This is a genomic window from Flavobacteriales bacterium, assembly GCA_016704485.1.
Taxonomy (GTDB): Bacteria; Bacteroidota; Bacteroidia; order Flavobacteriales_F; family PHOS-HE28; genus PHOS-HE28.
Genome location: JADJAA010000002.1, coordinates 85775 through 110611 on the forward strand (window position 1 = coordinate 85775; position 24837 = coordinate 110611).

Below are 24837 nucleotides of genomic sequence, written 5' to 3' on the forward strand. Positions count from 1 at the left end.
ATCAGTAGGCGAGCAATTCCTCCAGCACGGTAGCCACATTATCAGCATTCGGGATCATAGCTTCTTCCAGCGTGCTGTTAAGTGGAATGGCCGGCATATCGATGGAGCCGTACGTACGAACAGGAGCATCCAATTGTTCGAAACACGTATCGCTGATGCGACCGGCCAATGCTTGAGCAAATGAATTGTTCAGCGTTTCCTCGGTCAGTACCAAGCATTTTCCGTGTGCTTTTACGGCATTCATTACCGTCTCTTCATCCAACGGGACAAGTGTGCGCAGGTCAATGATGCTAATGCTGCCGGAGAATTTCTTGGCTGCGGCCTTTGCCCAATATACACCCATTCCGTAGGTGATCACAACAACTGCTTCGCCTTTCTCGATCTTCGCGCTATCAGCTTCCTGCACGATGCGCGCCTTACCGAACGGAACTATGTAATCCGCCGAAGGTTCAATGGTCTTTGCATCCTCTGTGCCTTTGATCTTGCTCCAATAAAGGCCTTTGTGTTCGAGCATCACCACAGGATTCGGGTCGTGGTATGCAGCCTTCATCAACCCCTTTAGGTCTGCTCCGGTGCTAGGGTAGGCGATCTTTATTCCTTTGATATTGCACAATACGCTCTCTACGCTGCTGCTATGGTATGGACCACCGGATCCATAAGCGCCGATGGGTACACGTAGAATGCAACTTACCGGCCATTTACCATTGCTCAGATAACACGAACGCGCAACTTCGGTGAAGAGTTGGTTCAGTCCCGGCCAGATATAATCTGCGAATTGTACTTCCACGATCGGCTTCAGACCAGCTGCGGACATGCCCACAGTGCTGCCTATTATGAATGCTTCCTGTATCGGTGTATTGAAAACACGGTGACCACCGAAATCTTTTGCCAAAGTTGCCGCTTCACGGAAAACACCACCGAGTCGTTCACCGACATCCTGTCCATACAACAAACAACGAGGGTCCTCCTGCATCAGCTCGCGGATCGCAAAGAGCGCACTATCCACCATCACTGTAGGTTGGCGGTCCTTTGGTGCGCGTTCGCCGGCCTCCTCTGTGATCGAAGTTGGCGCGAACATATGCGTAAGCAGATCAGCAGGAGTAGGGTCATCCGCAGCACGCGCCCGCTCGAAATCGGCTTTTACACGTTCAATGGCCTTTTGCTCGATCTGACGCAGACCGTCCTTTTGCAACCTGTTGTCGAGACACAGCTGAAGCAATTTAGGGAATGGATCACGTTTGCGGTGCTCCGCCATGTTCTCTGGCGAGCGATAGAATTCCATACGCACGCCACTTGTATGGTGGTTCAATAAAGGCACTTTGGCATGCACCAGGAACGGTCTACGTTCCTTCCGCACTGTATCGATCACTTCGCTTATCGTTTTGAATGAAGCACTGAGATCAGTTCCATCGACTTCACGAACTTCCAAGCCTTTGAACCCTTTCGCGTAGTCACTGGCATTACCTGCTCTGATCTCCTCGGCGCTGGCACTGATATCCCATTCATTGTCCTGTACCAGATAAATGATGGGTAATTTCTTCAGCACCGCCATTTGTAAAGCCTCGGATACTTCACCCTCTGTCATGGACGCATCGCCAAGCGAGCAAACGACAATGGGTGGCTCCCCGCCAATGTCATGTGGAATGCCAGCTTGTTCCTTATACCATAGGCCAAGTGCGATACCTGTTGTCGGGATCGCCTGCATACCAGTAGCGCTGCTCTGGTGCGGGATCTTCGGCATGTTCTCACGACGTAGGCTCGGATGGCAGTAATACGTCCGTCCACCGCTGAAGGGGTCGTCCCGCTTCGCCATAAGCTGTAACATCAGCTCGTACGGTTCTATGCCGATACTGAGCAGGATACTGTCATCGCGGTAGTAGGGTGCTACGAAGTCCTGAGGCAGTAATTGCAGACCCAATGCGATCTGTATGGCTTCATGACCGCGGCTGGTAGCATGAACATATTTTGCTGTGAACTTCGCATTTTCCTCATAGATCTCCGTCATCGCCTTCGCGGTACACATCAACTCCCACGCCTTCAACAAGGTTTCTTGGGATAGGGCCGACTTCTCCATGGCTATTGGCGTACTCTTCTTTGTCGTTAACATGCGTTGTTCAGGCAGGGTAGGCGAAGGTAGGGGATCGATAGTATCTTTGGAATGAAAGGATCCGGGTAAGGTGCTAGTTCTCTTGTTCCGAAAGTGTGTCTGGTGCGGATGACTACCTATGCTGAGAAAACTTGGACCGGTTGAATGCGATGATCATGTCCTTTGACCATTGGGTCGAATATCCATGGACGAAAATGAGCGTGCAAATTCGCAATACATACCGTTCATGTGATCGTAACGACAACATTGCCTCGCTTTGGTAGATTTACAGCAAACAATATCACAATGACCCGCCAAGCCCACGAACTCGATCACCGCATTGTTGGTGATGATATGCAATGTGTAGAGATCACACTGGATCCACATGAGACCGTTATCGCCGAAGCCAGCACGTTAATGATGATGGATGATGGCATCGAGATGAAGACCATATTCGGTGATGGTCGTGGACAACCACAAAGTTTTTTGGACAAGATGATCGGTGCCGGCAAGCGTGTGCTGACCGGAGAGAGCTTGTTCATGACCACCTACACGAACATCAGCAGTGCGCGACGTACAGCGTGGTTCGCGGCAGCTTATCCAGGTAAGATCATGCCATTGGACCTGCGCGACTACCACGGTAAGTTGATCTGCCAAAAGGACAGTTTCCTCTGTGCAGCCAAGGGAGTTAGCATCGGCATTGCGTTCCAACGGAAATTGGGTGCTGGCCTTTTCGGTGGCGAAGGATTCATCATGCAAAGTTTGGAAGGCGATGGGCAAGTGTACATCCATGCCGGTGGAACCACGGTTCAGCGGGAATTGCAGTCCGGCGAGACCTTGAAAGTGGATACCGGCTGTTTGGTGTGTATGACACAGACCGTGAACTATGATATCAAGATGGTGGGTGGCATAAAGAACACCTTGTTCGGTGGAGAAGGATTATTCTTTGCCACGCTCACAGGACCTGGTCACGTTTGGATCCAGAGCTTGCCATTCAGCCGCTTGGCCGATAACATAATCGCCGCCGCACCTCGCGCCGGAGGAAAAGGCAAGGAAGAAGGCAGTCTCCTTGGAGGGATCGGTAGACTATTGGACGGGGATAATTAGCAGGAAAAGTTCATTCCGTTTCACGGCTACGCTTTTTACCACCATCGAAGCCTTGTAGGATGCCTTGAACGATCGAGAGCACCAGGCTGAAACCAAGTGCCCACCAGAAACTATCGACGGTAAAGCCTGGGACCAGTTTTGCTGCGATCAACACGATCACGGCATTGATCACCAATAGGAATAACCCCAAGGTGACAATGGTTACGGGTAATGTGAAGAAGACGAGGATCGGCTTAAGCAACGCATTGAGAAGCCCCAGTACTGCTGCGGTTAGTAACGCGGTCAGCAATCCGTTCATGGTATCCATGTTGCCCAAGCTAACGCCGGGTAGCAGCAGGTCGGTAACCAATACGGCGATCGCAGAGATGATCAATTTCAAAAGAATGTTCATGGTATGGCAAAGTTGCGAAAAGGTATTTGATGTTTGCGTTTGCGAGAAACGATGGGATAGAAGGATGCAGCACTTTGATCACTTCCGGAACGGTATCCTATTATGCAGGCTATAGGTTAAGTTCTACTTTTGATAGATTATGAAAAGTGCGCGCTATGACCTTACGCTTCATATTGTATTAGCATTTTTCATATGCGTCTGCACTGGTTGCTTCACCGTCAAGAACAGCGCGGGTTTTACATATGAAAAACTAGAGATGACGGCGTACAATGCATTGCTGGCAGACAGCACGGACCATACGCTTATCGATGTTCGGACCAGGGGCGAATACAAGCGTTCGCATCTGGAAGGGGCTATGAACCGTAGTTACTTCGCATTCAACTATCGAAAAGCGTTCAGCGCGGTCGATCGGAACAAACTCGTATTCGTGTATTGCCAGACCTGCCATCGCAGTCCACTGGCTGCACGTAAGTTAAAGCGAATGGGCTTTCGGCGTGTCGTTGATCTGAAGGGTGGCTATCAACATTGGCATAAAGAAATGGTGCCATTGGGCAAGTAGGAATTGATCTTGGGGCTATTGATCCGTAATGATCGAATTCTAATTCTCAAAATAACTATTGTTGTTCGGTGCAGTTTGTCACAGGATCTCCTCTGTATAGCTCGTCGTAAGACTTATTGTTGGGGTTGAACGGTCGAGATGCAAAAGCGAGATTCCGCCGGGATAGTCCTCACTCCCCCCTGAACCACTCCATGTCCCGCCGGTCCCGTTTCGTTGGTCTGCCGTCGCCGTGAGTACTGTGTTGGGCTTTTACCAAGCGGGCCATTTCCAGCTTTTCCAGATCTTCGACGGAAGTGCGTTCTGCGATAAGACCGGGCACCAATTTCGCACCGACACGAGAAGCGTGTAGGGCAATGATCTCCCAACTCCGCCAAATGGGTGGTTCGCGTAGGGCGATAAGGTCACCAAGTTTGATCTCTGCCGATGCTTTTACAATGCGGTCATTGATGCGGACTTGCTCACGCTTTACAGCGTCGGTAGCCAAGCTGCGCGTTTTGAACAGCCGTACGCACCAGAGGAATTTATCGATCCGCATCGAACTGCAAGAAACGAAAAAACGGCTCGCTAATGGCGAACCGTTTTGTGACCCCGAGAGGATTCGAACCTCCAACCAACAGAATCGGAATCTGTCATTCTATCCAGTTGAACTACGGGGCCAAAAGGCCAAGCTGGCGCTTAGCGGGCGGCAAAGATAGTATTCGCGCTTGAAGTCCACTGAAAAACAGTACCTTTGCGGGCCTTTTTCAGACCCATAGCATTCAATTCCCTGCCGGATAACGGCACTGTAGTATGACCGAACTGCGTAACATCGCCATCATTGCCCACGTTGACCACGGAAAAACCACCTTGGTGGATAAGATCCTGCATCAATGCCAGCTCTTCCGTGAGAATCAAGCCACTTCCGACCTGTTGTTGGATAACAACGATCTGGAACGTGAACGGGGCATTACGATCCTTAGTAAGAACGTGAGTGTTCGTTACAAGGGCATCAAGATCAATGTGATCGATACCCCCGGTCACAGTGATTTCGGTGGTGAGGTGGAGCGCGTGTTGAACATGGCCGATGGCGTATTGCTCCTGGTCGATGCGTTCGAGGGTGCGATGCCACAGACCCGTTTCGTACTGGGCAAGGCTATTGCGTTGGGCCTGAAGCCGATCGTGGTGATCAATAAAGTAGATAAGCCGAACTGCACACCTGAGGAGGTACATGAGCAGATCTTCGACCTTATGTTCACGCTCGAAGCAAGCGAGGACCAATTGGATTTCCCGGTGGTTTACGGTAGCAGCAAGAACGGTTGGATGGGGCCTGATTGGAAGAACCCGACCGAAGATGTGAGCTATTTGTTGGATATGATCCTCGAGCACATTCCGGCGCCGAAGAAGCTCGATGGAAGTCTGCAGATGCGTATCACGAGTTTGGATTACAGCAGTTTCCAAGGTCGTATTGCTGTTGGTCGCGTATCCCGCGGAACCATAAAACCCGGCCAGAACGTGAGCTTGGTAAAGAACGATGGTCGCATCACCAAAGGCAAAGTTGCTGAGTTGATGGTGTTCGAAGGTCTTGGTAAAGAGAAAGTAAAGGACCGTGAATTGGGAAGTGGAGAACTCTGTGCCATCATGGGATTGGAAGGATTCGATATCGGCGATACTGTTGCTGATTTCGAAAAGCCGGAAGGGTTACCTGGTTTCAAGGTCGACGAGCCTACCATGTCGATGTTGTTCACGATCAACACCTCGCCGTTCTTTGGTCGCGAAGGAGATTATGTCACCAGCCGACATCTGCGCGATCGCTTGTTCAAGGAGATCGAGAAGAACTTGGCGATGCGCGTGGAAGAGACCAATAGTCCTGACAAATTGTTGGTCTATGGTCGCGGTATTCTGCACATCGGCATCTTGGTAGAGACCATGCGCCGTGAGGGATACGAGTTCCAACTGGGCCAACCACAGGTGATCTTCAAAGAGATCGAAGGCGAACGTTGTGAGCCGATCGAGATGCTTACTGTGCAAGTGCCAGAACACTTCGCGAGTAAAGTGATCGACCTGGTCAGCCGTCGCAAAGGCGAATTGACCAGCGTAGAGTTGAAGGGCGATCGCCAACAGATCGAATTCAATATTCCAGCGCGCGGCATCATCGGCTTACGCAATCCATTGCTCACAGCAACAGAAGGAGAGGCGATCATTGCGCACCGCTTCAAAGGCTACGAGCCATACAAAGGCGAGTTAGGCGTGCGTCGTGCGGCAAGTATCATCAGCCAAGGCACAGGAACTGCAATTGCATTCAGCATAAATAAATTGCAGGATCGCGGTAAATTCTTCATTGATCCTGGAGAGGACATCTACGGCGGCCAAGTGATCGGCGAGAACCCAAAGACGGACGACCTCGTTGTGAACGTGTTGAAGGGCAAGCAGCTCACGAACATGCGCGCTAGTGGTTCGGACAACAAAGAGAACATTGCACCAGCGGTCAAATTCTCGTTGGAGGAGTGCATGGAGTACATCAGCAACGACGAATACTTGGAGGTAACACCGAAAAGCCTGCGTATGCGTAAGATCCTACTCGACGAGAACGACCGCAAGAAAGCTGGTAAGATCGTGATGGAGCATTGATCCAAGGTGGATCAATGAACAACGAACTTCTGTACAGATCCGTTCGAAGATCGAATGAAGTAGATCCCTGTACCAAGTTCGCGTAGATCGAGTGTTATTGAACTGCCGACCATCGTTCGGGCCAGAATGGCCTGTCCTGTGGAATTGTATAAAGCGATATTCACGTTACCGGCTTTGTTGGAATTGGATAGCGTGATCTGATCGGTTGCTGGATTCGGCCAAAGGTGCAATTGATCTTGGTGCGATGTTGCAATTCCGGTCGTACCATCCAATAGCCATACAAACGCATCTTTGATATGTGTGCGGAACAATGCATCGCTCGTGTAATTATCTGGAGCATGACCTAGAGCCGTGTAGAACAACCGGCCTCCTTCAGGCAATTCCCGATACCAGCTCATGGGTCGTTCAACGTCATAGGAATTCACCTGTCCGTTAGGGCCAACGGTCTGTTCAACTTCGAGCACATTCGTATTGTTGGCGTTGTAATAACCACCTTCCCAGTAATAGTATTCCTCGTTCTTCACCCACGGTTCAGGAAGGTTGGTAGTTGACGCGTGTGAGTTGGTGAGTTGCATTGAATACTGAGGTGTTCCGGCCACGTGGTTCGGATTTTCCTGGACACTCGCTCCGATCAATTCCGGGTAAAAGTCCCAAGTGCCGGTATTATTGCCGTTGGCTGTGCTGTGTCTGTACGTATCGCTCGCAGCATGAATACCCATCACCGATCCACCGTTGGCAATGAATGCTTCGAAATTCTGGCGTTGATCAGCACTCAAGATCGCATCGCCCGAGGTATTGGAGAACACGATCACATCGAATTGGAGCAGCGATGTAAGATCCGAGAACGGATCACCCGTAGCATCATCAACGACCGTTGCTTCGATCTCATTGCCAATTGCAGAGAACATGCCGAAGGATTCGCTGCGTGTATTGTGGTCCCAACCGGAAGTGCGCGTAAAGTGCAGAATGCTCTGCGCCTGTAGATAGTAGCAAGTAAGGAATAGAAGTAGTGGAACAGTGAAGCGCATATGGCAATGTACGCATACGAAATGGTCGATCACGCCTCTGCATGGTAGCAACATTTCTCACGATGATCGAACCTTTTCAGAAGTAGTGTGTACAGTGGGTTATGCAATGGGCGTTGTCCGTGCATCTTATCCATACTAACTAAACCTTACGATCATGAAAAAGTTCCTTGTCGTTCTCTTCCTAAGTCTTTTCGTTGTGGGAACCGGTTTTGTGCTGGTCTCCTTTGCACAGCGCAGCGGTGTTGACGCCGATGCTCATTGCCATGTTCCCGATCTTCCAAGCAATGCCAATAGCGAGAAGCTGGCCGCGCGTGCGGATGCAAAAGGCTGTGTGTTCAAGACCATTTACGAAGGTGAAGGGCTTGATCCCTCGTTCATCCTCGCTACACCGCAACCTGTATTGAAGTCGGAAGAGCGCGGGTTGAAGTGGTTGGTACAAGCGCAGGCCGCTAACGGTGGATTCGGTTCAGGGACACATGTACGTCAGGATATTATTGACCCGCATGCTGTAAGTGCTGATCCCGCAACTACTGCTATGGTCGGTATGGCACTGTTGCGCTTAGGCAACAGTTTGGAGAAAGGCGAACATTCGAACCAATTGAAGCGCGCAACGGATTATATTCTGGAGCAAGTTGAAAAGGCACCGAAAGGAGCGATCAACATCACCACGTTGCAAGGCACGCAGATCCAATCGAAATTGGGTGCTAACATCGATGTGGCATTGTCGGCTCAGTTCCTCACGAACCTTTCGGCCAAACTCGGCGAACAACATCCTATGAAGTTGCGCACCATGCGTGCGTTGAACACGTGTGTAAGCATGATCCAACGTTCACAGAATAGCGATGGTAGTGTTCAAGGTGATGGATGGGCTGGCGTGTTGCAGTCTTCATTTGCGGCCAATGCATTGGAGAGCGCGAAGTCAGTTGGCGCTGAAGTGGATGAGGAAGCTCTGGATCTTGCACGCAACTACCAGAAAGCGAATTTTGATGTGGAGAATGGTGGAGTTGCCACGGACCGTGCTGCTGGCGTTACGCTGTATGCAGTGAGCGGAAGCAGCCGCAGCAGCGCGAAGGAAGCGCGTGAAATGAACGAAGTGGTCGTTAAGGCGCGCAAGGAAGGAAAGGTAAAGGCGGACGCGCCAATGTCAGTGAAGACATTGGAAGATGCCGGATACTCCAAGGGCGAAGCGGAAAAGTTGAATACTGCATACCAGGTCTTCAATGCTGCCAAGGAGCAGGCACAAAGTGAAAATGTGATCAGCGGTTTTGGCAATAACGGGGGTGAGGAATTCTTGAGTTTTCTACAAACCGGTGAGTCGCTCGTGATCGCGAAGGACGATGGCTGGAAGAACTGGTACCAGCAGACCACAGGGCGCTTGGTGAGCATACAGAACGAGGATGGAAGTTGGAATGGACATCATTGCATTACGAGTCCGGTGTTCTGCACGGCAACATCACTATTGATCCTCAGTGTGAACAATGACATTGAGCATTTACTTGAGCAAGGTGCTGTGAAGTACAAGAATTGATCTCATGGGGCGTCGGTCCACCTGCCGGGAGGATCGCGATTCGGAGCGGGCGAAGGCTGCGTAACCTGAGGGGGCTGCGTGGCCTTTCGTTCGTTAAGCGATCAACGCAAAATGCCACCCGGTAGGTGGCATTTTGCTGTGTGTTGTTAGTTGATCAGCGAGCAACGCTCAATTGTTGGCTTTGTTCGATCATTCCTTCTTTATTCAAAATAGCTACCGTGTAATTGCCGCTGGCAAGTGCGCTAATATCAATGGTGTCATCTCCGGTCAGTTTTTGATGTGCCACCTCGCGTCCGGTCGCATCAATTATGCTAAGAGCCATACCTCCGGAAACTGCTGTAGTTACAGTGATCATGTCTTTGGCGGGATTGGGGAATAGTGCGAATACCGAGTTGGCTTCAGTGCCATCGATACCTACCGTACTAAGTACGGTGATCTGCCCCTTCATTCCAGAACCAGCATGAGGAATGCACACGTAGTAGTAGGTACCTGGTAGTGTGAGTGTGAGCATATGGGTACCTGCGGAATAGTTGAAGCCGCCGTTGGACGTGTTGCCGTTCATATCCCACACCGACTGATCTACTTCAGTCATTGTATGGATGCCAGTAACGGTTACGGTGATCGTTTGGCCTTGATCGATCGTTAAGGTGGAGGGGTTGAAGGTGTTCTGCCCTGTGGTTGAAATGGTCTGTGCGCCTGCGAAGAGTGATGTGGCGCTAAAAAGTACTACTGCGTATAGTTTGTTCATGAGATCTGAGGTTGGTTTGTAGTTATGATGACACGTTCTGGTGCCGATCTGCTGCCTGCCAAGGTATGATTTCACTTCTCCCCATACCGCGGATCCACCTTCCACGGTAGTTTCTCCACGTGTTGCACGCTCAACGAACAGTGCTCGAATTCCATTTCAACCTTGCCGGTAAGTCGGTACACGCCGCGCCCACGGAAGGGGTAGCGCCGCTCGATATCGGGGAATTGGGTGCTGTCCCAGAAATCACCGGCGGGGTCGATGAAGCTCCCGAAACTCATGCGTTGACCACTGAGTGTGGTAGTGGGTTTGATGTGTACCACGTAGCCGAGCATGGTAACACGTTTGCCAATGTGGTCGGGCATTTGTTTGGCGAGGATGGTTGTTGGTTGTCCGTTATTAGTTGTCGGGTCTCCGGAAGCGTTGCGCCTATCGGCAACCCTGAGTCTGCCATTGCCCAGATTTTGAATGGAAACCTTCGGCACCGGAGATGTGTCAATAATTGAAGCCTCTGTACGTTGCGTCGTTGCAGCCTGCCCCGTGGTTAACACGGGGTTGCGGTTCAATACGCATTCCACTAAGATGAACGGATCACACAGCGGAAAGCCGAGCAATTCCAGTTCATCGTACGCATCGGCAAGGTCGAAGTGTTGGAGTTTTGGCAACCGGGTCTTGGGTGGTTCGGTGATGAAAAGATCATTGGTATGATCGGTTTTTTTAGCACCAGGATGCAGCAGCGTAAGGTCCCAAAGCAATTGTGGTTTTGATCTTCCGGTAAAACGGAAAGCCCCTACCCGGATCAGCATGCGCGCCTGCTCCACATGGATGTGAACGCGATGCAGCAAGTCTGGCAGGTCGGCAAAAGGCCCGTTGCGGCGGCGCTCATTCAGGACCGTGTTCACTGTTTCCGTGTTGAGGGATTTGATGTTCTGCAGTCCGAGAAAGACTGCCGCTTCGCGGAATGGAGAATGACGAATGGAGAATGAAGAATTCTCAATTGAATGCGCGCTCTGTTCGTGATCAGCACTTATTACTGGACTATCGATAGCCGCAAGATCTTCGGTGGTTCGCGTTCTACATTCTAAATTCTTCATTTTACATTTTTCATTCCGCCGCAGGCGGTCCAGCTTACACAACTCATCGCTCCTATTCACGCAAGGCGCTTCGATCACAGCACCGCCACGGCGTGCTTCGTGCAGATAGAATTCGGTATGATAGAAACCACCGAAGTTGTTCGCCACGGCCACCATGAATTCCAGCGGATGGTATGCCTTCAGATACAAGCTCTGATAGCTCTCTACCGCGTAGCTGGCACTATGTCCTTTAGCAAAACTGTATCCCGCGAAACTTTCGATCTGCCTCCAGATCTCCGCGCTTTCATGATCCGGATATCCCTTGCGCTTGCAGTTGCTGAAGAAGCGATCCTTTACCCGTTGGAACTCTTCGCGACTGCGGTACTTACCGCTCATGCCACGCCGCAGAATGTCCGCTTCCGCCAGTGAGAGGCCAGCATACAAGTGCGCCACCTTGATCACGTCCTCTTGATACACCATAACGCCATACGTATCCGGCATAATGGTGTACATCGCGGGGTGTGCTTGCTTGCGTCGTTCGGGATCGCGGTGGCGTAGAATGTACTCGCGCATCATACCACTTTGCGCCACTCCCGGACGGATAATGCTACTGGCCGCAACCAACGTCAAGTAATCCTGCACACCCAGTTTCTTCAGCAGCATCCGCATCGCAGGACTTTCCACATAGAAGCAACCGATGGTATCTCCTGTGCGCAACAGCTCTTTGATCTTGGGGTCGTGTTTGAATTGTTCTATTGCATGAATGTCCACCGCCTTTGGGCGGAATGGAGAATTTAGAATGGAGAATGTAGAGTGATCAACCGAATGCGAGCCCTGTGGGAATGAAGAATGTAGAATTTCCAATGAAGAACTATCAACTGATTGCGAGTCCTGTGGCGACCAAGTAGACGCAGGGTCAGCAACAGCGGTCATTCTACATTCTTCATTCTCCATTCTAAATTCTTCATTCTTTTCAACAAGTTCCACCGCATCCCGAATATGTCCCAGCCCGCGCTGACTAAGGATATCAAACTTGTAGAGCCCAAGATCCTCTGCTTCGAGCATACTGAATTGTGTCGTGGCGAAACCTTTCGGTGGCATGCGCAACGCGGTATAATGCGTGAGCGGTTTTTCGCTGATCAACACGCCGCCCACATGAATGCTCAGGTGATGCGGGTGCTCGATGAAATGCTCACTGTAACGCATGATGGTGCGCACGACCCTGTCGTGCTCTACAACGGGGCCGGCGGTTTTATCCATGGCGTTGGCATGCCGTCCTACCCATTGCGAATGCATGCGTCCTTCGTTGGCCAATGCATGAATATCATCGGGTGGTAGACCGAACACTTTGCCCAACTCACGGATCACTGCGCGGCGTTGATACGTGCTGTATGTCGCCAACAACGCAACGCGGCGTTCGGCGCCGTATTTATCGAAGAGGTATTGCGTTACATGGTCGCGGTCCTTCCAACTGAAATCCAGATCGAAATCCGGTGGACTGCTTCTGCTTGGATTGATGAAACGCTCGAAGTACAGGTCCAGTTCGATCGGGTCCACATCGGTAATGCCCAAGCAATAGGCCACCAAGCTATTGGCTCCACTGCCGCGCCCGACGTGAAAAAATCCTTTATTCTTCGCAAAGCGGATCAGGTCCCAGTTGATGAGGAAATAGCTCACGAAATCTTTTTGCGCGATCACGGTAAGCTCACGATGCACGCGGTCCAGCACCGCTTGCGAAGGCGTACCGAAACGCCGTACGATACCCGCTTGTGTTTCTTGTCGCAACAGTTCCAGATCGGCGGAAGCATCACTGCTCCATGTCCTGCGGTTCTTGCTTTTTCCGTGCGCAAAATGCACATCGCATTGATCCATCAAACGGCGTGTATTCCATACCAGCTCGGGTACATCCGCGAAGGCGGCACAGAGCTGTTCCTCGCTCATAAAAGTGTTCGTGGGTGGTGCCACATGCTCCGGTGGCGTAGTGCTCAGCAACGTGTTGGTATCCACGGCGCGTTTCAAGCGGTGCACATTGTGATCACGTTTGTTCAGTTGCGGATCACTGCGGAAAGTGGCCGTTGCGAGCGCGAGCAATTTCTCTTTTTGACGGATGAAAGGAGAGAAGCGCAAGCGGTTCACATCACCCGGTCTTACACCGATGAATTCATTCAGTCCTAGTTTTTCCGGAATGTTCGTGGCACCGAACAGGTAGATGATGATGGCATCGGAGAATTGCGGAGCGCGGTCGGGTAGTGGGTCACCATCCAACAATTCATCGGTAAGTAACGAGGCAAGTTGATGCACACCGTTGTTGTTACGCGCAATGCCGATGTACAGCGTTCGTGCATCGCGTTTGAACTCGATCCCCGCCAACGGACGCACCTTGTACTTATCGGCCAAGCGGAACAGATCGCTCCAACCCGCAGTGCAGTTCACATCGGTAAGTGCCACTTGTTGCAGGCCCAGATCATGTGCCTCTTGTAGCACTTGCTCCGGCGAAAGCACGCCATGATTAAGACTGAACCAACTATGTGTGTTGAGGAGCACGTGGATCGCATCGACGGGAATATTGTCGATCTCGTGGCTATAATGTAAGCGATCTTTATGGGTGGAAGGGCGCGTAACGCGATGCTCATTAGCCAACGATATGAGATCATGCTCAATGTTGGGCACGTTAATTCTTACGGTATGCTTGATGAGGTAAGCACCGAAGACGTAACTCGACAGATCGATATACGATCATGAAGAACGGTAGCAGAGGAGAATATGGCGCGGGATCATATTCACTTAAAATAATGAAGGATACAGCGATGTTGATCAATAACTATGCTTCAGTAAATTTCATTGGATAGCATTGCCTTCACTATTCTAAAAATTCCAACGGCATCTGTAAGCACTGAGCACGCTCACTCCACCACCGGCCCTTCCACACTAACGGTTGTGCCATTGCCCAAGGAACTATCCACCCGCAGCACAGCTCCGATCGCCATAGCGCGGTTACGCATGTTCTCCATGCCGATACCGGTGCTTGGAATAGCAGTGTCGAATCCCTTGCCGTTGTCGTGGACGATCACACTGATGCGACCAGGACCTCGCGTAACATCAACACTTAGTTCTGTTGCCTTGGCATGCTTAAGCACGTTGCTTATGGCTTCTTGAACAATGCGGTACACTGCGATCTCCATGCTGCGTTCCATGCGTTGTTCAAGTCCGAACAGTTGCAGTTCCACGTCCAATTTGCCTTTAACTCTCACTGAATCGCACAAGTCCTCCAATGCCTTGGTAAGCCCGAAGCGCGACAGTGCAACGGTGATCATGTCGTGCGATATGCGACGTACTTCGCCTACGGCTTCATCCAACATTGTGTGCATTTTGGAGTACTGCATGCCTTGGTCCTTTTTCACTTGTTGAACGTCGGTTTCCACCGCGCCCAATTGATGTTTGATCGCGCTGAGCATGCTGCCTAAGCGATCATGAAGATCCTTCGCTACACGATCGCGTTCTTTCTCCTGTCCTTCGATCATGCTGTTCATTGCAGTAAGTTCGTTGGTGTTCATGAGTTCATCTATGCGCTGTGTATGCAGCTCCTGTTCTTGGTTCGCGAGTTTGCGCGTTTGCTGTAACCGTTTCAGCATGAGGTAGGCGAAGAGCAGGAAGACGACGGTTCCTGCAGTACCACAGGCGATCAAGAATTCGCGCCGTTCTTTTTCGCGTAGTAAGCTGCTGTCGTACACGATGCGTTGTGCTTCAGCGCGAACCACTTGTTCCAAGCTATCGGCCAACCGCTCCTGCTGATGATGTGTGCGTGCCATAAGGACAGCGGTTTCCTGTAAGTTCTCCGTCTTATGCAACGAGTCCACGGCCTGGTGATACTCTTCCAAATAGCGCACTGCGGCCACCATATTGCCGCTCTTTTTCTCGGATCGGTACAGCCCTTCGAGCGCGTCGGTGATGAACTCCGGACTTTTTATGGATCTCGCCAATGCAAGGGCGGACACATACGCTTGCCGGGCTTTTGCTGGTTCCATGAGTTCCGATCTGACTTTTCCCATTACCATGTATGCATAATAGCGGTGGAATGGTGTTTCATCCTTTGCGATCATCATTGCCTGTTCAGCATGCTCGAGAGCACGCTTTGCAGTTCCATTTTTCAACTCTACCCGGGCATACATCACGTGAGCGAAGGTTCCGAAACCTGAGATAGGATACTTTTCAAGCAAAGCAAGGTTAGTGTCCAAGTAATACTTACAGGAATCGTATCGGTCGTATTTGAAGTGGAACAAGACAAGCTCGTGCATGGCCCACCATGCCTCCGCCGTATCGGCGGCTGCGTACATGCGTTGCAGGGCTTTGTGATAAAAGTCAAGTGCGTTTTTCTGGTCGTCATTCCGGCTATAGAAGCCGGCCAAGGATCTCAGGTGGGTGCCTATATGTTTCGGTATTCGGCTCACTTCTGCGATAGATAGTGACTCTTTCAGCGCTGATAGTTCCTTCGCGGTATCGCCCAGTGTTTCGTATACTTGGCTTAGTTCGTATAGCACATCGAGCTGCAATACAGGATCACCGATCCGCTGAACGAGTTCTTGAGCAAGCTGCAAGTGGCGAAGTGCTTCGGCGAAGTCACTCAGTGTAGCCCTATTAACATAAGCGATCTCGTTCTCGATCTTGAGTTCCCGTCTTAAGTCCTTCAATGATCGGCTGATGGTAAGAGCTTCAGCCGCCAGATCGAGCGCCTTGTACGGCTCGGTATTCTGATATCTTCCGGTGAGGTCGATCAAAGAGTCGATCAATACAGTATCTCCTATTGCAAATGTGATAGCGTGTGATACATTGCTCTCCTGCACTTTGCTCTGGCCAAATGCCATACCGTTGCTTATGACGAGCGCGAACGTGAATACGTATCCTTTAATAGCATGCCAGTGACGAAGAGTTGCATACCAAAGAAAGTTGTTAAGTATTGTTCTAATTGCTTTCCGCGATAGTTCAACACATTTGCATAGATCGCCATCTACGTAGTGTAATGAGGAAGTGGAGGTGCGGGTATGCATCGCTTACTCCACCACGGGGCCTTCCACACTAATGGTAGTACCGTTGCCCAGCGAACTATCCACCCGCAGAACAGCTCCGATCGCCATAGCGCGGTTACGCATGTTCTCCATGCCGATACCGGTGCTTGGAATAGCCGGGTCGAAGCCCTTGCCGTTGTCGTGAACGATCACACTGATGCGACCAGGACCGCGCGTGACATCAACACTTAGTTCGGTTGCCTTGGCATGTTTCAGCACGTTGCTTATGGCTTCTTGAACGATGCGGTACACGGCGATCTCCATGCTGCGTTCCATGCGTTGTTCCAGTCCGAAGAGCTGCAACTCAACATCCATTTTTCCTTTCACGCGCACTGTATCACAGAGGTCCTCCAATGCTTTGGTAAGCCCGAAGCGTGATAGTGCAACAGTGATCATGTCGTGCGAGATGCGACGCACTTCGCCTACGGCTTCATCCAACATAGTGTGCATTTTGGAATACTGCGTGCCTTGGTCCTTTTTCACTTGTTGAACGTCGGTTTCCACCGCTCCCAATTGATGTTTGATCGCGCTGAGCATGCTGCCTAAGCGATCATGAAGATCCTTCGCAACGCGATCGCGTTCTTTCTCCTGTCCTTCGATCATGCTGTTCATGGCTGTGATCTCATTGGTGTGCATAAGTTCATCTACGCGTTGTGTGTGCAGTTCTTGTTCTTGGTTCGCGAGTTTGCGTCGGGCTAGGAGGGCACGCCAGAGCATAAGTGAAATAATGATCGCGCCAAGAGTTACCAAAACGAAAAGATTTCGTTGACGTATTCCCAATTCTTTCTGTGTACGTTCCAGTTCCAAGGACAGCGCCTGCTCCTTGATCTTGCGGTCCTTCAATTCCACACCATACTGTACTTCGACCCTGGCAATGCGCTCTCCATGTTTTCGCGAGGATAAACTATCCGTCAATGCGCGATGAATATCCAGTTGTGCAAGGGCCTCTGGCAAGCGTCCCATTTCCCGTAAATATCCTGCCGCCTTTCCAGCGGATTCCGCTTTTACGCGGGGCGATCGCGTAAGTCGTTGACATGCTCTCAATGCCTCGATGGCACGATCCTGTTGCGATAGCGCCCAAAGCGCAGTGGCCCTAAAAAGCTGTGCTTTAGCCATGCCTGAACTGTCTTGCAATACTGCGTACTGGTCATACGCTTTTTCCAGCTCAAGCAAGGCCGATCCGTGATCTTCGAGATCGGAGTACATGCTCCCGATGTTCAAATGGATGGCCGCATGCAGATCTGCGCTCTCGGCTTCTGGTGATCGTAGCAATGATGTGCGATACAATGCGATCGCAGCTTCTGGACCTTCAGTGTATGACAACGAAGCACCTGCATTGAACAACGCGCTTTGCACAACACGTGGCAATTTTGCTGCCTGTGCGCCTTCCAAAGCTTGCACGTAATAGGTGTATGCCAAACTATCACGCTCTTGCTGGTAGAACACATTCCCGATCCCGATCAGTGCATTGCAGCGACCTTTCGGATAGTCTTTTTCTACAGCTTCTTTTTCGGCAGAGATGAAATACGCCATGGCATCATCATAGAGACCCGCTTGCAATTCGATCTCGCCTAGGATATTTATTGTGTTCACTCGCTGCTCAACTGACCCCAGTTGTTTTGCGAAGCTCAATGCCTTACGAGCAGAACTTCGAGCAGCTACGTGCATATCCATATCCCGGAGGTTCTGCGCGAGTTCAGAATTCCATGAGAATAACAGGAGTGGCGGTGCGTGCACCGTATCTATCGCTAGTGTATCCAAAGCATGGTATGCGTCGAAATTCCTTCCCAAGTAGCGAAGATGCCGTGCATTCAACAGGCCATGCAGCAATGCCAGATCCTCATCTTCATTCACAGCCTTCTGCAGGCTATCCAAGAACCTGAACATTCCGGGGTCATCCTGTGCGGTGAGGAGATCAGTGGCACGCTGATAGGTTCGTGAAAGCGCGTCATCGTTCTGTGCTTTCGAACTTGATACACCGAAATAGATGAAGGCAAGAATTGAAAACAGGAAACGTGACCCTGCACGATCGAACAAGCATAGGCGAGAGCTGTTTGTCATGCAGTTGAAAAGGGTCAAGCGTGACCGTTCATTACTTCCTTTCGATCGTGGGCTTTGATCTCCTTATCGGCTACCGCGATCACATGTATAAAATGCTTAGGACCTTCACCATGGGCAAAGCATCCCAGTTTCCATTCGTCAATAGTCTTCTTTCCGCTCGGGTCCTTCTTATAAAAGAGGAGGAAATAGCTCTTGTTATCGTCCATAACGCTTTTGCCATCCATCACGTAGCCATCTTCGGAGACGTCCACGGTAACAACGAACTCTTCACCTACTGCAGGTACATTTATTGAAGCTTTCCAAGTCATTTTTCTTTGGTTTTAGGTTGATCGATTGGTTTAACCCCATCCACGTTCCATCGCATATTTAACCAGACCGGCAGCGTTTCGGACATCCAACTTGTGCATCATATTCCTGCGGTGCGTATCCACGGTATCCGGACTGAGGAACAATGTTTGGGCGATCTCTTGGGTAGTGTATTGTTGCAATATGAGTTTTACGATCTGGATCTCTCTTTTCGTAAGAGCGCAATGGCCATTCTCGCCTTGCCTATCCTTGTGTTGGTCACCTTGTTTGATCAAGGCATCCAGTTCGGGCGTTATATACTTCCGCCCATTAATGATATCAGTCAATGCCGTCACCAGTTCCGCCTTTCCAGCGTTCTTCAACATGTAGCCATAGGCACCGGCCTCAATTACTTCCAATACGAATTCTTTGTGGCCGTACATGCTCAGGACGAGCACGCGACTTTCCGGACTTACTTTCAATAATCGTTTTGTAGCCTCGATGCCATCCATGCCTGGCATGTTAACATCCATAAGTACGAGATCCGGCTTAAGCAATATTGCTTTTTCAATAGCTTCTTGCCCAGAATTGGAGCGGCCAACAACTTGGACCATTGGCATGGTAGCGACAAGCGCTTCCATACCATCCAAAAGCATGGTCTGATCATCTACTAATAAGAGGGTAGCGGGAGAGCTGTTGATCATGATGGGGCAAAAGTCCTAGCTGCTGCCTCGTATAAAAATACCGGAAAACCGTGAATCTGCTATCACTATTTTCTATTTTCTCTTTTCTGAGCTCGAGAATTATGGGTGTGATGCGCTATTGGTTCATTTGCTGCAGCTCCCAATTCGGATCGATACGATATCATTTTACCAGCTGTTCGCTGATCGGGTCAGTAGTAACTGATGCGTTATGCGATCGGTGACTACGTTCTCTTTGTCATCAATGTGAGGAGCAGATGTGCGCTCACTCTTTCAATTCCACCGTCTTCTCATTATCATCCGGCACGCGGTCGAAGAACAAGTGCATTGGGTCTATCATTGCTTTTACTGGAAGCTCCGTTGATCGCAGCGTGATCGAGTTCTCACCTGACTTTAACCGCAAGCGTTCCTGAACGATGATCGCCCCTTCTTCCTTATCGTTTTTTTCTTTACCGAGCAAACCGATGTCGATCCAGTCGTTCATTGCAACCGGTGTTTCGCGTCCTAACGTATCGGCATGGTTCTTTTCGCAAGTGAAGGTCAAGGTTACATCATACATGCCATCCGAAGCCTTTTTTGCTGTGGCAGAAAGCATGCGGTTATTGTACAGTGTGATGTACTTGAAGTTGTCCTCGAGCAAATAGGTAAGACTGTCCGGTGTCACCGTTTCGAGTTCGCGATACATATCCAACGAAGTAGGGTAGGGTGGAGCTCCGTATGCGAAGGAGTCGATCAGTGTGCGGAAAGCTTTGTTGAGCGTGTCTTCACCTAGGAATTCGCGCATGCAATAGAGCACTACGCTGCCTTTGTTGTAGTGGATGTAGCCTTGGCTTTCGACCTTCATGATCGGCTGTTCACGTTCGGTCTCGCCACCACGGGCGCGTTGGTATTTGTCGCTTTCGAGTTTGAGGAACTTACGCATTTTATCGCGACCGTATTCCTTTTCCATCACCATTAGCGCACTGTATTGCGACATACTTTCGCTGAGTAACGTGGCACCCTGCATATCGGCACCGATCAGCTGGTGCGCCCAATATTGATGACCCATTTCGTGAGCTACCACATAGAACACCATGTCGATGTCCTCCTCGTTCGAAAGATCGGTAATGAAGCCGATACTCTCACTGTAAGGCATGGTACCGGGGAATGCTTGTGCGAAGCTGAAGTATCGCGGGAACTCCAGAATGCGTACTTGCCCATGCATATACGGTCCGTAGTGTTCCGTGTAGTAGGCAAGTGCCTTCTTCATACTGTTGATCATGCGTGGCACATTCACCTCGTGAGCTTTGTGGTAGTATACTTCAACGTCGATCGGTCGGCCACCTGTGGGTGGAGTCCACTTTTCGCGTGCTACTTCATAACGCGCACTCAGGAAAGAGTAGAAGTTCATGCTTGCGTGATCCAGCTCGTACTGGAAATAGCGTTTGCCATTTGCTGTCCATTCCTTTTTTAAAGTGCCCGGTGCCACGGCGATCTGATCAGGAGAAGTGCTGATCGTTGTACGCACATTCACCCAGTCGCTGTTGTGCATCAAATAGGTGTGCATACGTTTCGATGGATCGGCGGTCAACGGCGGCATCTGCTCCTTGGCGGGTAGCTTGTGCTTGCGACGATCATTGCGGTCGCTAAGTTCATTCTGTGTGGTGTAACCGATCTGGGGGATCAGGTTCATATTGTTGAAGAAGGTGCCGTTATTCACCAATTGAACGAAGGAGACTGTGTTCTCGAATCCTTCAGTTCTGTAAGTTCCCTTTACCGTGAATTTAAGTTCTGCCCCCGGAGCTAGTGGTGGGTTGAGCTTGTAGATGCGATAGTCGAGGTCAACATCATCCGTGACCAGTTCAGCTCCAGGAATATCAATGATAACATCCGTATTCGGCAAGTTCAGGTGAAGACTGTCGATAGGAATAGCATCCACGTTGCGGGTCGTGATCTTCACCTCAAAATCACCTTGGCGGAGCTCAGGTTGCAGGTCAATGACGAATTCCAGATCGGTGTAATGTGGCTGCGGAAGGTTCTCGTATCGCTTATAGTCCTTCTCGTAACGCACCTGTAATTCCTCTTGCTCGTCACTGGTCTTATACGTATTCACCACTTTGGTATTGTAGTATCCCCACGCGCCCAGTAAGATCCAACCGGCCAAAAGCGGAAGTGCGATCGCCCAGTTCTTTTCAGTTTATCACCTGCCATTCGTAAACGCCACCCGGTACCGCTCTCTCTTCCGCGCACAGCGAAGAGGAAGGCGATGAACAGAAGCAGTGCACCGAACACCCACCAATAGGCTCGGAAGAAGAGCCAACCCTTCAAATAGGGACCGAAACGCGCCATGTCGGAATACCGGATCCCCGGTGAACCGTTCAATTTTACCAAATTGCTTTCCACATCAATGCCGCTCCACAGGAAGATGTTGAGCACGATCACCAGGATGAATGCGAAGTAGCCGAGGTATTTGTTGGGAGAGAGTGTATGCACGCATAAAGCCAGCATGGTGAAGAAACCGAAGCTGAGCATCGCCGGCACAATGAAATAGAGCAGGTAAACATCCAGCTCGAAATGCATATAACCATTGAGGGCCTGGGTGATGATGCCCGCTAATGTGGCGATGAGAAATACGACCAGAAGTAAGACCAGCATGGTCAAGAAATTACCGACCAACGGCAGCCAGCTTGGCGTGGGCAATGCATCCTTGATGTCGTTCATGCGCGCCTCGCGATCCTTCCATACCAGATCACCTGCGTAATAGGTAACGACGATGATGATGAAGATGAACAAGGAACCTGAAAGCATGTCGACCACACTGTACGTCACGGGGTACGTGACATTATCATACATGCTCGTCACGAAGGCAAGTGAGGTGATCATCTGCGCCAATCCCAAGAGCATGGTGATGATGAACACACCACCGGTCACGATCCGCTTCAGGTCCATCCCGATCTGGTCGCGTATCTGTTTCCAACGGTTGGTAGCGGTATAGGTCCTGGTCACCACGGGCAGTACTAATGCAGGTTGCAAGGCAGAGGTTGGTTCTTCCACGATCACTTTCGCTTTCTGCTTACGATCATGGAAACTGAAACGGAGGTACCCGAAAATGAAGATGCCGATGGAAACCGCGATCCACAGTAAACGATTCCAAAGGAGTACGCCGGAGGTGGGAAGCATCATTGTGTTCTTCTCGCTCACTGTCCAGTATTTGGTCACTTGTTCCAGCGCGTTAAGCCCGAATGGATCCAACATAGCACCGCTGATCTCGTTCTCCAGACCTGTCATTAAACTTTGCGAGATCAGGTAGCCAACAAGCAATACTATTCCGCTGATGAACGAAGCAATGGAACTGCGCAAAAGGATCGCCACAGCAAAGATCACAGCTGATGTGAACAGCACGTTGGGCAAGGTGATCAACGTGAAAGCGGAGAGGTGCGCACCAAGCAAGGTGGGACCCAAGCGCACGGGGTCGATGGTTGGCCACCAACTGCCCACTATGATCCCGATGTTGATACCCAACATGGGGATCAGAGCGATGAAGGTACTTCCGAGGAACTTGCCGATCAGATACTGGTGTTTTTTGATCGGAGTGCTGAAGGCGATCTGCTGCGTGTTGTTCTCAAAATCGCGGATAGCTGTTCCGTTCACGAAAGCGGTCACCATCAACAAACCCAGAAAGGACATGAACCCACTGAAATTGTAGATCACTTCAGGGGCATTTCGGTAAACGCTACCAATGCTTCCGCCGATCTGGATATTGTCCACAGCCACAGCTGCGCCACACATCAGCGCGAGCAGAAAGAAGAAAATATACACCATTGGCTGCGCCAGCCAGTAGCGTACTTCGAAGAGGAAAATACGAAGGATCATGCTACACTAGGTGTTTCGGTCCCGGCCATGATCTTGCTGAAGAATACATCTTCCAGCGTTGGTGCGGTGCGGGAGAATCCGTCCAGCTGCGCATCATTCAACACATGGATCACAGGTTTCCCGGCCACCAACTTATTACTGATCACATGGTGCTGCTTCGAATAATTTTCCAGTTCCGCCTTCTCGATCGTTCGCTCCCAAACGCGCCCATCGATCTCATGCAATGCATCATTCGGTGCTCCCGCATATAGCAGTTTGCCTTTGTTGATGATCGCCATCTTGCTGCATAATTCCTGCACGTCCTGTACGATATGTGTACTTAGGATCACCACCACGTTCTCGCCGATCTCGGTAAGGAGGTTGTAGAACCGGTTGCGCTCACCGGGGTCCAGGCCTGCGGTCGGCTCGTCCACAATGATCAGCTTCGGCTCACCGATCAGCGATTGTGCTATCCCGAAACGCTGCTTCATACCACCACTGAACCCTGCAATTCGGCGCTTGCGATGCTCCCACAAATTCACTTTTTGCAGTAGCGCTTCAACCAACTCCTTGCGCTCTTTACCGTTCATTACGCCTTTTAGCAACGCAATGTGCTCGAGCATTTGATAAGCACTCACGCGAGGATACACACCGAATTCCTGCGGCAAATAGCCAAGTACCTTGCGCACTGCTTCTTTGTCGTTCAATACATCCAGGCTGTCCAACATCGCGCTTCCACTATCGGCCTCTTGCAGCGTAGCAAGTATGCGCATCAACGTACTCTTTCCGGCACCATTCGGGCCAAGAAGGCCGAACATTCCGGTCGGGATCGTTAGGCTAACGTTATCGAGTGCCTTCACTCCGTTGCCATATGTTTTGCTGAGGTTCTGGATAGTAAGCTGCATAGTTCAGGTCGATCAGTGAGGCACGAAGATGAATGAAATAGCCGAGTTACCAGCTGTTGATACACGAACGGTAGATGGCTCGTGCCACTGGTAGGAAGTCGAGTCGTAAGCTATCGTTACGACCAAAGGTTACAGGGTTGCTGAATAATTGGATCTACGAACAAATGGGCATTGCGCGAAGTGATCCCCGCATCGCTTCGTTCACCTACCGAAATACCGATTTACGGCTTCCGTTCTGTTCTGCACATGCAGCTTATCATAAATGCGATGGATATGCTGTTTGATGGTACCAATGGTTATGCCTAGCCGATCACCGATCTCTTTGTACAATAGACCTTCGGATAAAAGCGCAAGCACTTGCTGCTCGCGCTCGCTCAGACCATGATCGGAAGTTGCATTACTCTCCTTCAGTGGCCGCAAATGGGCCACTACGCGGCGGGCAACATGGGCGCTCATAGGGCTGCCTCCCGCATGGAGTTCACGCAGTGCAGCGAGGATCTCATCCGGGGTGCTACTTTTAAGGATATAGCCATTCGCACCAGCTTTCAGGGCTTCAAACACACGGTGGTCATCATCATGCACTGTGTACATAAGGAATTGAGTACTGCTGCTTCGCTGGCTTAGTTGTCGGACACAATCGATACCACTGGCTCCGGGTAGATTGATATCCATTATCACCACATCCGGGAACGACACTTCCAAACGCATCAATGCATCTTCTGCGGTACTATGCTCGGTAAAAAGGGTAACATCCTCTTCGAATGTAAAGAGCGATCTGAGTGTCTCGCGAATGATCTTATTGTCTTCCACGATGCTTATTGTGATCGACGTTCTAGTACCCATGGTGCGAAGGTCCGGGTTGTGTAC

General features: G+C 50.6%; 18 protein-coding genes and 1 tRNA gene. 4 read left to right on the top strand and 15 right to left on the bottom strand.

The window, feature by feature from the left end; translation table 11 throughout:
* Position 1: 1 nt before the first annotated feature.
* Complete coding sequence (locus IPF95_11635) at positions 2 to 2074, bottom strand: tungsten formylmethanofuran dehydrogenase (GenBank protein ID MBK6475339.1); 2073 nt, start codon at positions 2072 to 2074, stop codon at positions 2 to 4.
* A gap of 318 nt (positions 2075 to 2392) precedes the next feature.
* On the opposite strand from IPF95_11635, the gene IPF95_11640 reads away from it, so the two are divergent.
* On the top strand, positions 2393 to 3193 hold the full coding sequence (locus IPF95_11640; GenBank protein ID MBK6475340.1) for a TIGR00266 family protein: 801 nt from the start codon (positions 2393 to 2395) through the stop codon (positions 3191 to 3193).
* A 10-nt stretch (positions 3194 to 3203) separates the two neighbouring features.
* Here the strand turns inward: IPF95_11640 and IPF95_11645 are convergent, their stop codons facing one another.
* Entirely contained in the window at positions 3204 to 3584 is a 381-nt protein-coding gene (locus IPF95_11645; GenBank protein ID MBK6475341.1) for a phage holin family protein, read from the bottom strand.
* A gap of 139 nt (positions 3585 to 3723) precedes the next feature.
* Between IPF95_11645 and IPF95_11650 the strand changes: the two genes are divergently transcribed.
* The gene (locus IPF95_11650) at positions 3724 to 4143 is read left to right on the top strand and encodes a rhodanese-like domain-containing protein (GenBank protein ID MBK6475342.1); all 420 of its coding nucleotides are present in this window, start codon (positions 3724 to 3726) and stop codon (positions 4141 to 4143) included.
* Positions 4144 to 4312: 169 nt separating this feature from the next.
* Here IPF95_11650 and IPF95_11655 read toward each other — a convergent pair whose 3' ends face one another.
* Entirely contained in the window at positions 4313 to 4678 is a 366-nt protein-coding gene (locus tag IPF95_11655) for an RNA-binding S4 domain-containing protein (protein MBK6475343.1), read from the bottom strand.
* A 48-nt stretch (positions 4679 to 4726) separates the two neighbouring features.
* Positions 4727 to 4800, bottom strand: a tRNA-Arg gene (locus IPF95_11660).
* Between the two features lie 132 nt (positions 4801 to 4932).
* Here IPF95_11660 and typA point away from each other — a divergent pair.
* A complete protein-coding gene (gene typA, locus IPF95_11665) occupies positions 4933 to 6750 on the top strand; it encodes a translational GTPase TypA (GenBank protein ID MBK6475344.1) in 1818 nt (605 codons plus the stop codon).
* Positions 6751 to 6761: 11 nt separating this feature from the next.
* On the opposite strand, the gene IPF95_11670 is transcribed toward typA, so the two are convergent.
* Positions 6762 to 7778 carry a ThuA domain-containing protein gene (locus tag IPF95_11670; GenBank protein MBK6475345.1) on the bottom strand — a complete coding sequence of 339 codons (1017 nt, stop codon included), beginning with the start codon at positions 7776 to 7778 and terminating at the stop codon, positions 6762 to 6764.
* Between the two features lie 154 nt (positions 7779 to 7932).
* On the opposite strand from IPF95_11670, the gene IPF95_11675 reads away from it, so the two are divergent.
* A complete protein-coding gene (locus tag IPF95_11675; protein MBK6475346.1) occupies positions 7933 to 9306 on the top strand; it encodes a terpene cyclase/mutase family protein in 1374 nt (457 codons plus the stop codon).
* 154 nt (positions 9307 to 9460) lie between these two features.
* Here IPF95_11675 and IPF95_11680 read toward each other — a convergent pair whose 3' ends face one another.
* The 10 genes from IPF95_11680 to IPF95_11725 form a co-directional block, all read right to left on the bottom strand.
* The gene (locus IPF95_11680) at positions 9461 to 10054 is read right to left on the bottom strand and encodes a T9SS type A sorting domain-containing protein (GenBank protein ID MBK6475347.1); all 594 of its coding nucleotides are present in this window, start codon (positions 10052 to 10054) and stop codon (positions 9461 to 9463) included.
* Positions 10055 to 10125: 71 nt separating this feature from the next.
* Entirely contained in the window at positions 10126 to 13794 is a 3669-nt protein-coding gene (locus tag IPF95_11685) for a DNA polymerase III subunit alpha (protein MBK6475348.1), read from the bottom strand.
* A 233-nt stretch (positions 13795 to 14027) separates the two neighbouring features.
* Positions 14028 to 16169: a tetratricopeptide repeat protein gene (locus tag IPF95_11690; protein MBK6475349.1), complete on the bottom strand. Its 2142-nt coding sequence runs from the start codon at positions 16167 to 16169 to the stop codon at positions 14028 to 14030.
* Between the two features lie 3 nt (positions 16170 to 16172).
* The gene (locus IPF95_11695; GenBank protein ID MBK6475350.1) at positions 16173 to 18248 is read right to left on the bottom strand and encodes a hypothetical protein; all 2076 of its coding nucleotides are present in this window, start codon (positions 18246 to 18248) and stop codon (positions 16173 to 16175) included.
* Between the two features lie 14 nt (positions 18249 to 18262).
* Positions 18263 to 18556, bottom strand: coding sequence for a hypothetical protein (locus IPF95_11700; GenBank protein ID MBK6475351.1), 294 nt, complete (start codon positions 18554 to 18556; stop codon positions 18263 to 18265).
* A gap of 30 nt (positions 18557 to 18586) precedes the next feature.
* On the bottom strand, positions 18587 to 19237 hold the full coding sequence (locus IPF95_11705) for a response regulator transcription factor (GenBank protein MBK6475352.1): 651 nt from the start codon (positions 19235 to 19237) through the stop codon (positions 18587 to 18589).
* 262 nt (positions 19238 to 19499) lie between these two features.
* Positions 19500 to 21377, bottom strand: a complete 1878-nt coding sequence (locus IPF95_11710) for a hypothetical protein (GenBank protein ID MBK6475353.1) — start codon at positions 21375 to 21377, stop codon at positions 19500 to 19502.
* Positions 21323 to 23086 (bottom strand): ABC transporter permease, encoded by a 1764-nt coding sequence (locus IPF95_11715; GenBank protein MBK6475354.1) that lies wholly within the window; start codon positions 23084 to 23086, stop codon positions 21323 to 21325. Before IPF95_11715 ends, IPF95_11710 begins: the two co-directional genes overlap by 55 nt.
* The gene (locus IPF95_11720) at positions 23083 to 23970 is read right to left on the bottom strand and encodes an ABC transporter ATP-binding protein (protein MBK6475355.1); all 888 of its coding nucleotides are present in this window, start codon (positions 23968 to 23970) and stop codon (positions 23083 to 23085) included. The genes IPF95_11715 and IPF95_11720 overlap by 4 nt, the downstream gene beginning before the upstream one ends.
* A 201-nt stretch (positions 23971 to 24171) precedes the next feature.
* Positions 24172 to 24813: a response regulator transcription factor gene (locus IPF95_11725; GenBank protein MBK6475356.1), complete on the bottom strand. Its 642-nt coding sequence runs from the start codon at positions 24811 to 24813 to the stop codon at positions 24172 to 24174.
* Positions 24814 to 24837: the final 24 nt, after the last annotated feature.

Bases quoted from the DNA above. Each gene is read 5' to 3' on its own strand.
- IPF95_11635 (MBK6475339.1), bottom strand. From the start codon at position 2,074: ATGGAGAAGTCGGCCCTATCCCAAGAAACCTTGTTGAAGGCGTGGGAG.
- IPF95_11640 (MBK6475340.1), top strand. From the start codon at position 2,393: ATGACCCGCCAAGCCCACGAACTCGATCACCGCATTGTTGGTGATGAT.
- IPF95_11645 (MBK6475341.1), bottom strand. From the start codon at position 3,584: ATGAACATTCTTTTGAAATTGATCATCTCTGCGATCGCCGTATTGGTT.
- IPF95_11650 (MBK6475342.1), top strand. From the start codon at position 3,724: ATGAAAAGTGCGCGCTATGACCTTACGCTTCATATTGTATTAGCATTT.
- IPF95_11655 (MBK6475343.1), bottom strand. From the start codon at position 4,678: ATGCGGATCGATAAATTCCTCTGGTGCGTACGGCTGTTCAAAACGCGC.
- typA (MBK6475344.1), top strand. From the start codon at position 4,933: ATGACCGAACTGCGTAACATCGCCATCATTGCCCACGTTGACCACGGA.
- IPF95_11670 (MBK6475345.1), bottom strand. From the start codon at position 7,778: ATGCGCTTCACTGTTCCACTACTTCTATTCCTTACTTGCTACTATCTA.
- IPF95_11675 (MBK6475346.1), top strand. From the start codon at position 7,933: ATGAAAAAGTTCCTTGTCGTTCTCTTCCTAAGTCTTTTCGTTGTGGGA.
- IPF95_11680 (MBK6475347.1), bottom strand. From the start codon at position 10,054: ATGAACAAACTATACGCAGTAGTACTTTTTAGCGCCACATCACTCTTC.
- IPF95_11690 (MBK6475349.1), bottom strand. From the start codon at position 16,169: ATGCATACCCGCACCTCCACTTCCTCATTACACTACGTAGATGGCGAT.
- IPF95_11695 (MBK6475350.1), bottom strand. From the start codon at position 18,248: ATGACAAACAGCTCTCGCCTATGCTTGTTCGATCGTGCAGGGTCACGT.
- IPF95_11700 (MBK6475351.1), bottom strand. From the start codon at position 18,556: ATGACTTGGAAAGCTTCAATAAATGTACCTGCAGTAGGTGAAGAGTTC.
- IPF95_11705 (MBK6475352.1), bottom strand. From the start codon at position 19,237: ATGATCAACAGCTCTCCCGCTACCCTCTTATTAGTAGATGATCAGACC.
- IPF95_11715 (MBK6475354.1), bottom strand. From the start codon at position 23,086: ATGATCCTTCGTATTTTCCTCTTCGAAGTACGCTACTGGCTGGCGCAG.
- IPF95_11720 (MBK6475355.1), bottom strand. From the start codon at position 23,970: ATGCAGCTTACTATCCAGAACCTCAGCAAAACATATGGCAACGGAGTG.
- IPF95_11725 (MBK6475356.1), bottom strand. From the start codon at position 24,813: ATGGGTACTAGAACGTCGATCACAATAAGCATCGTGGAAGACAATAAG.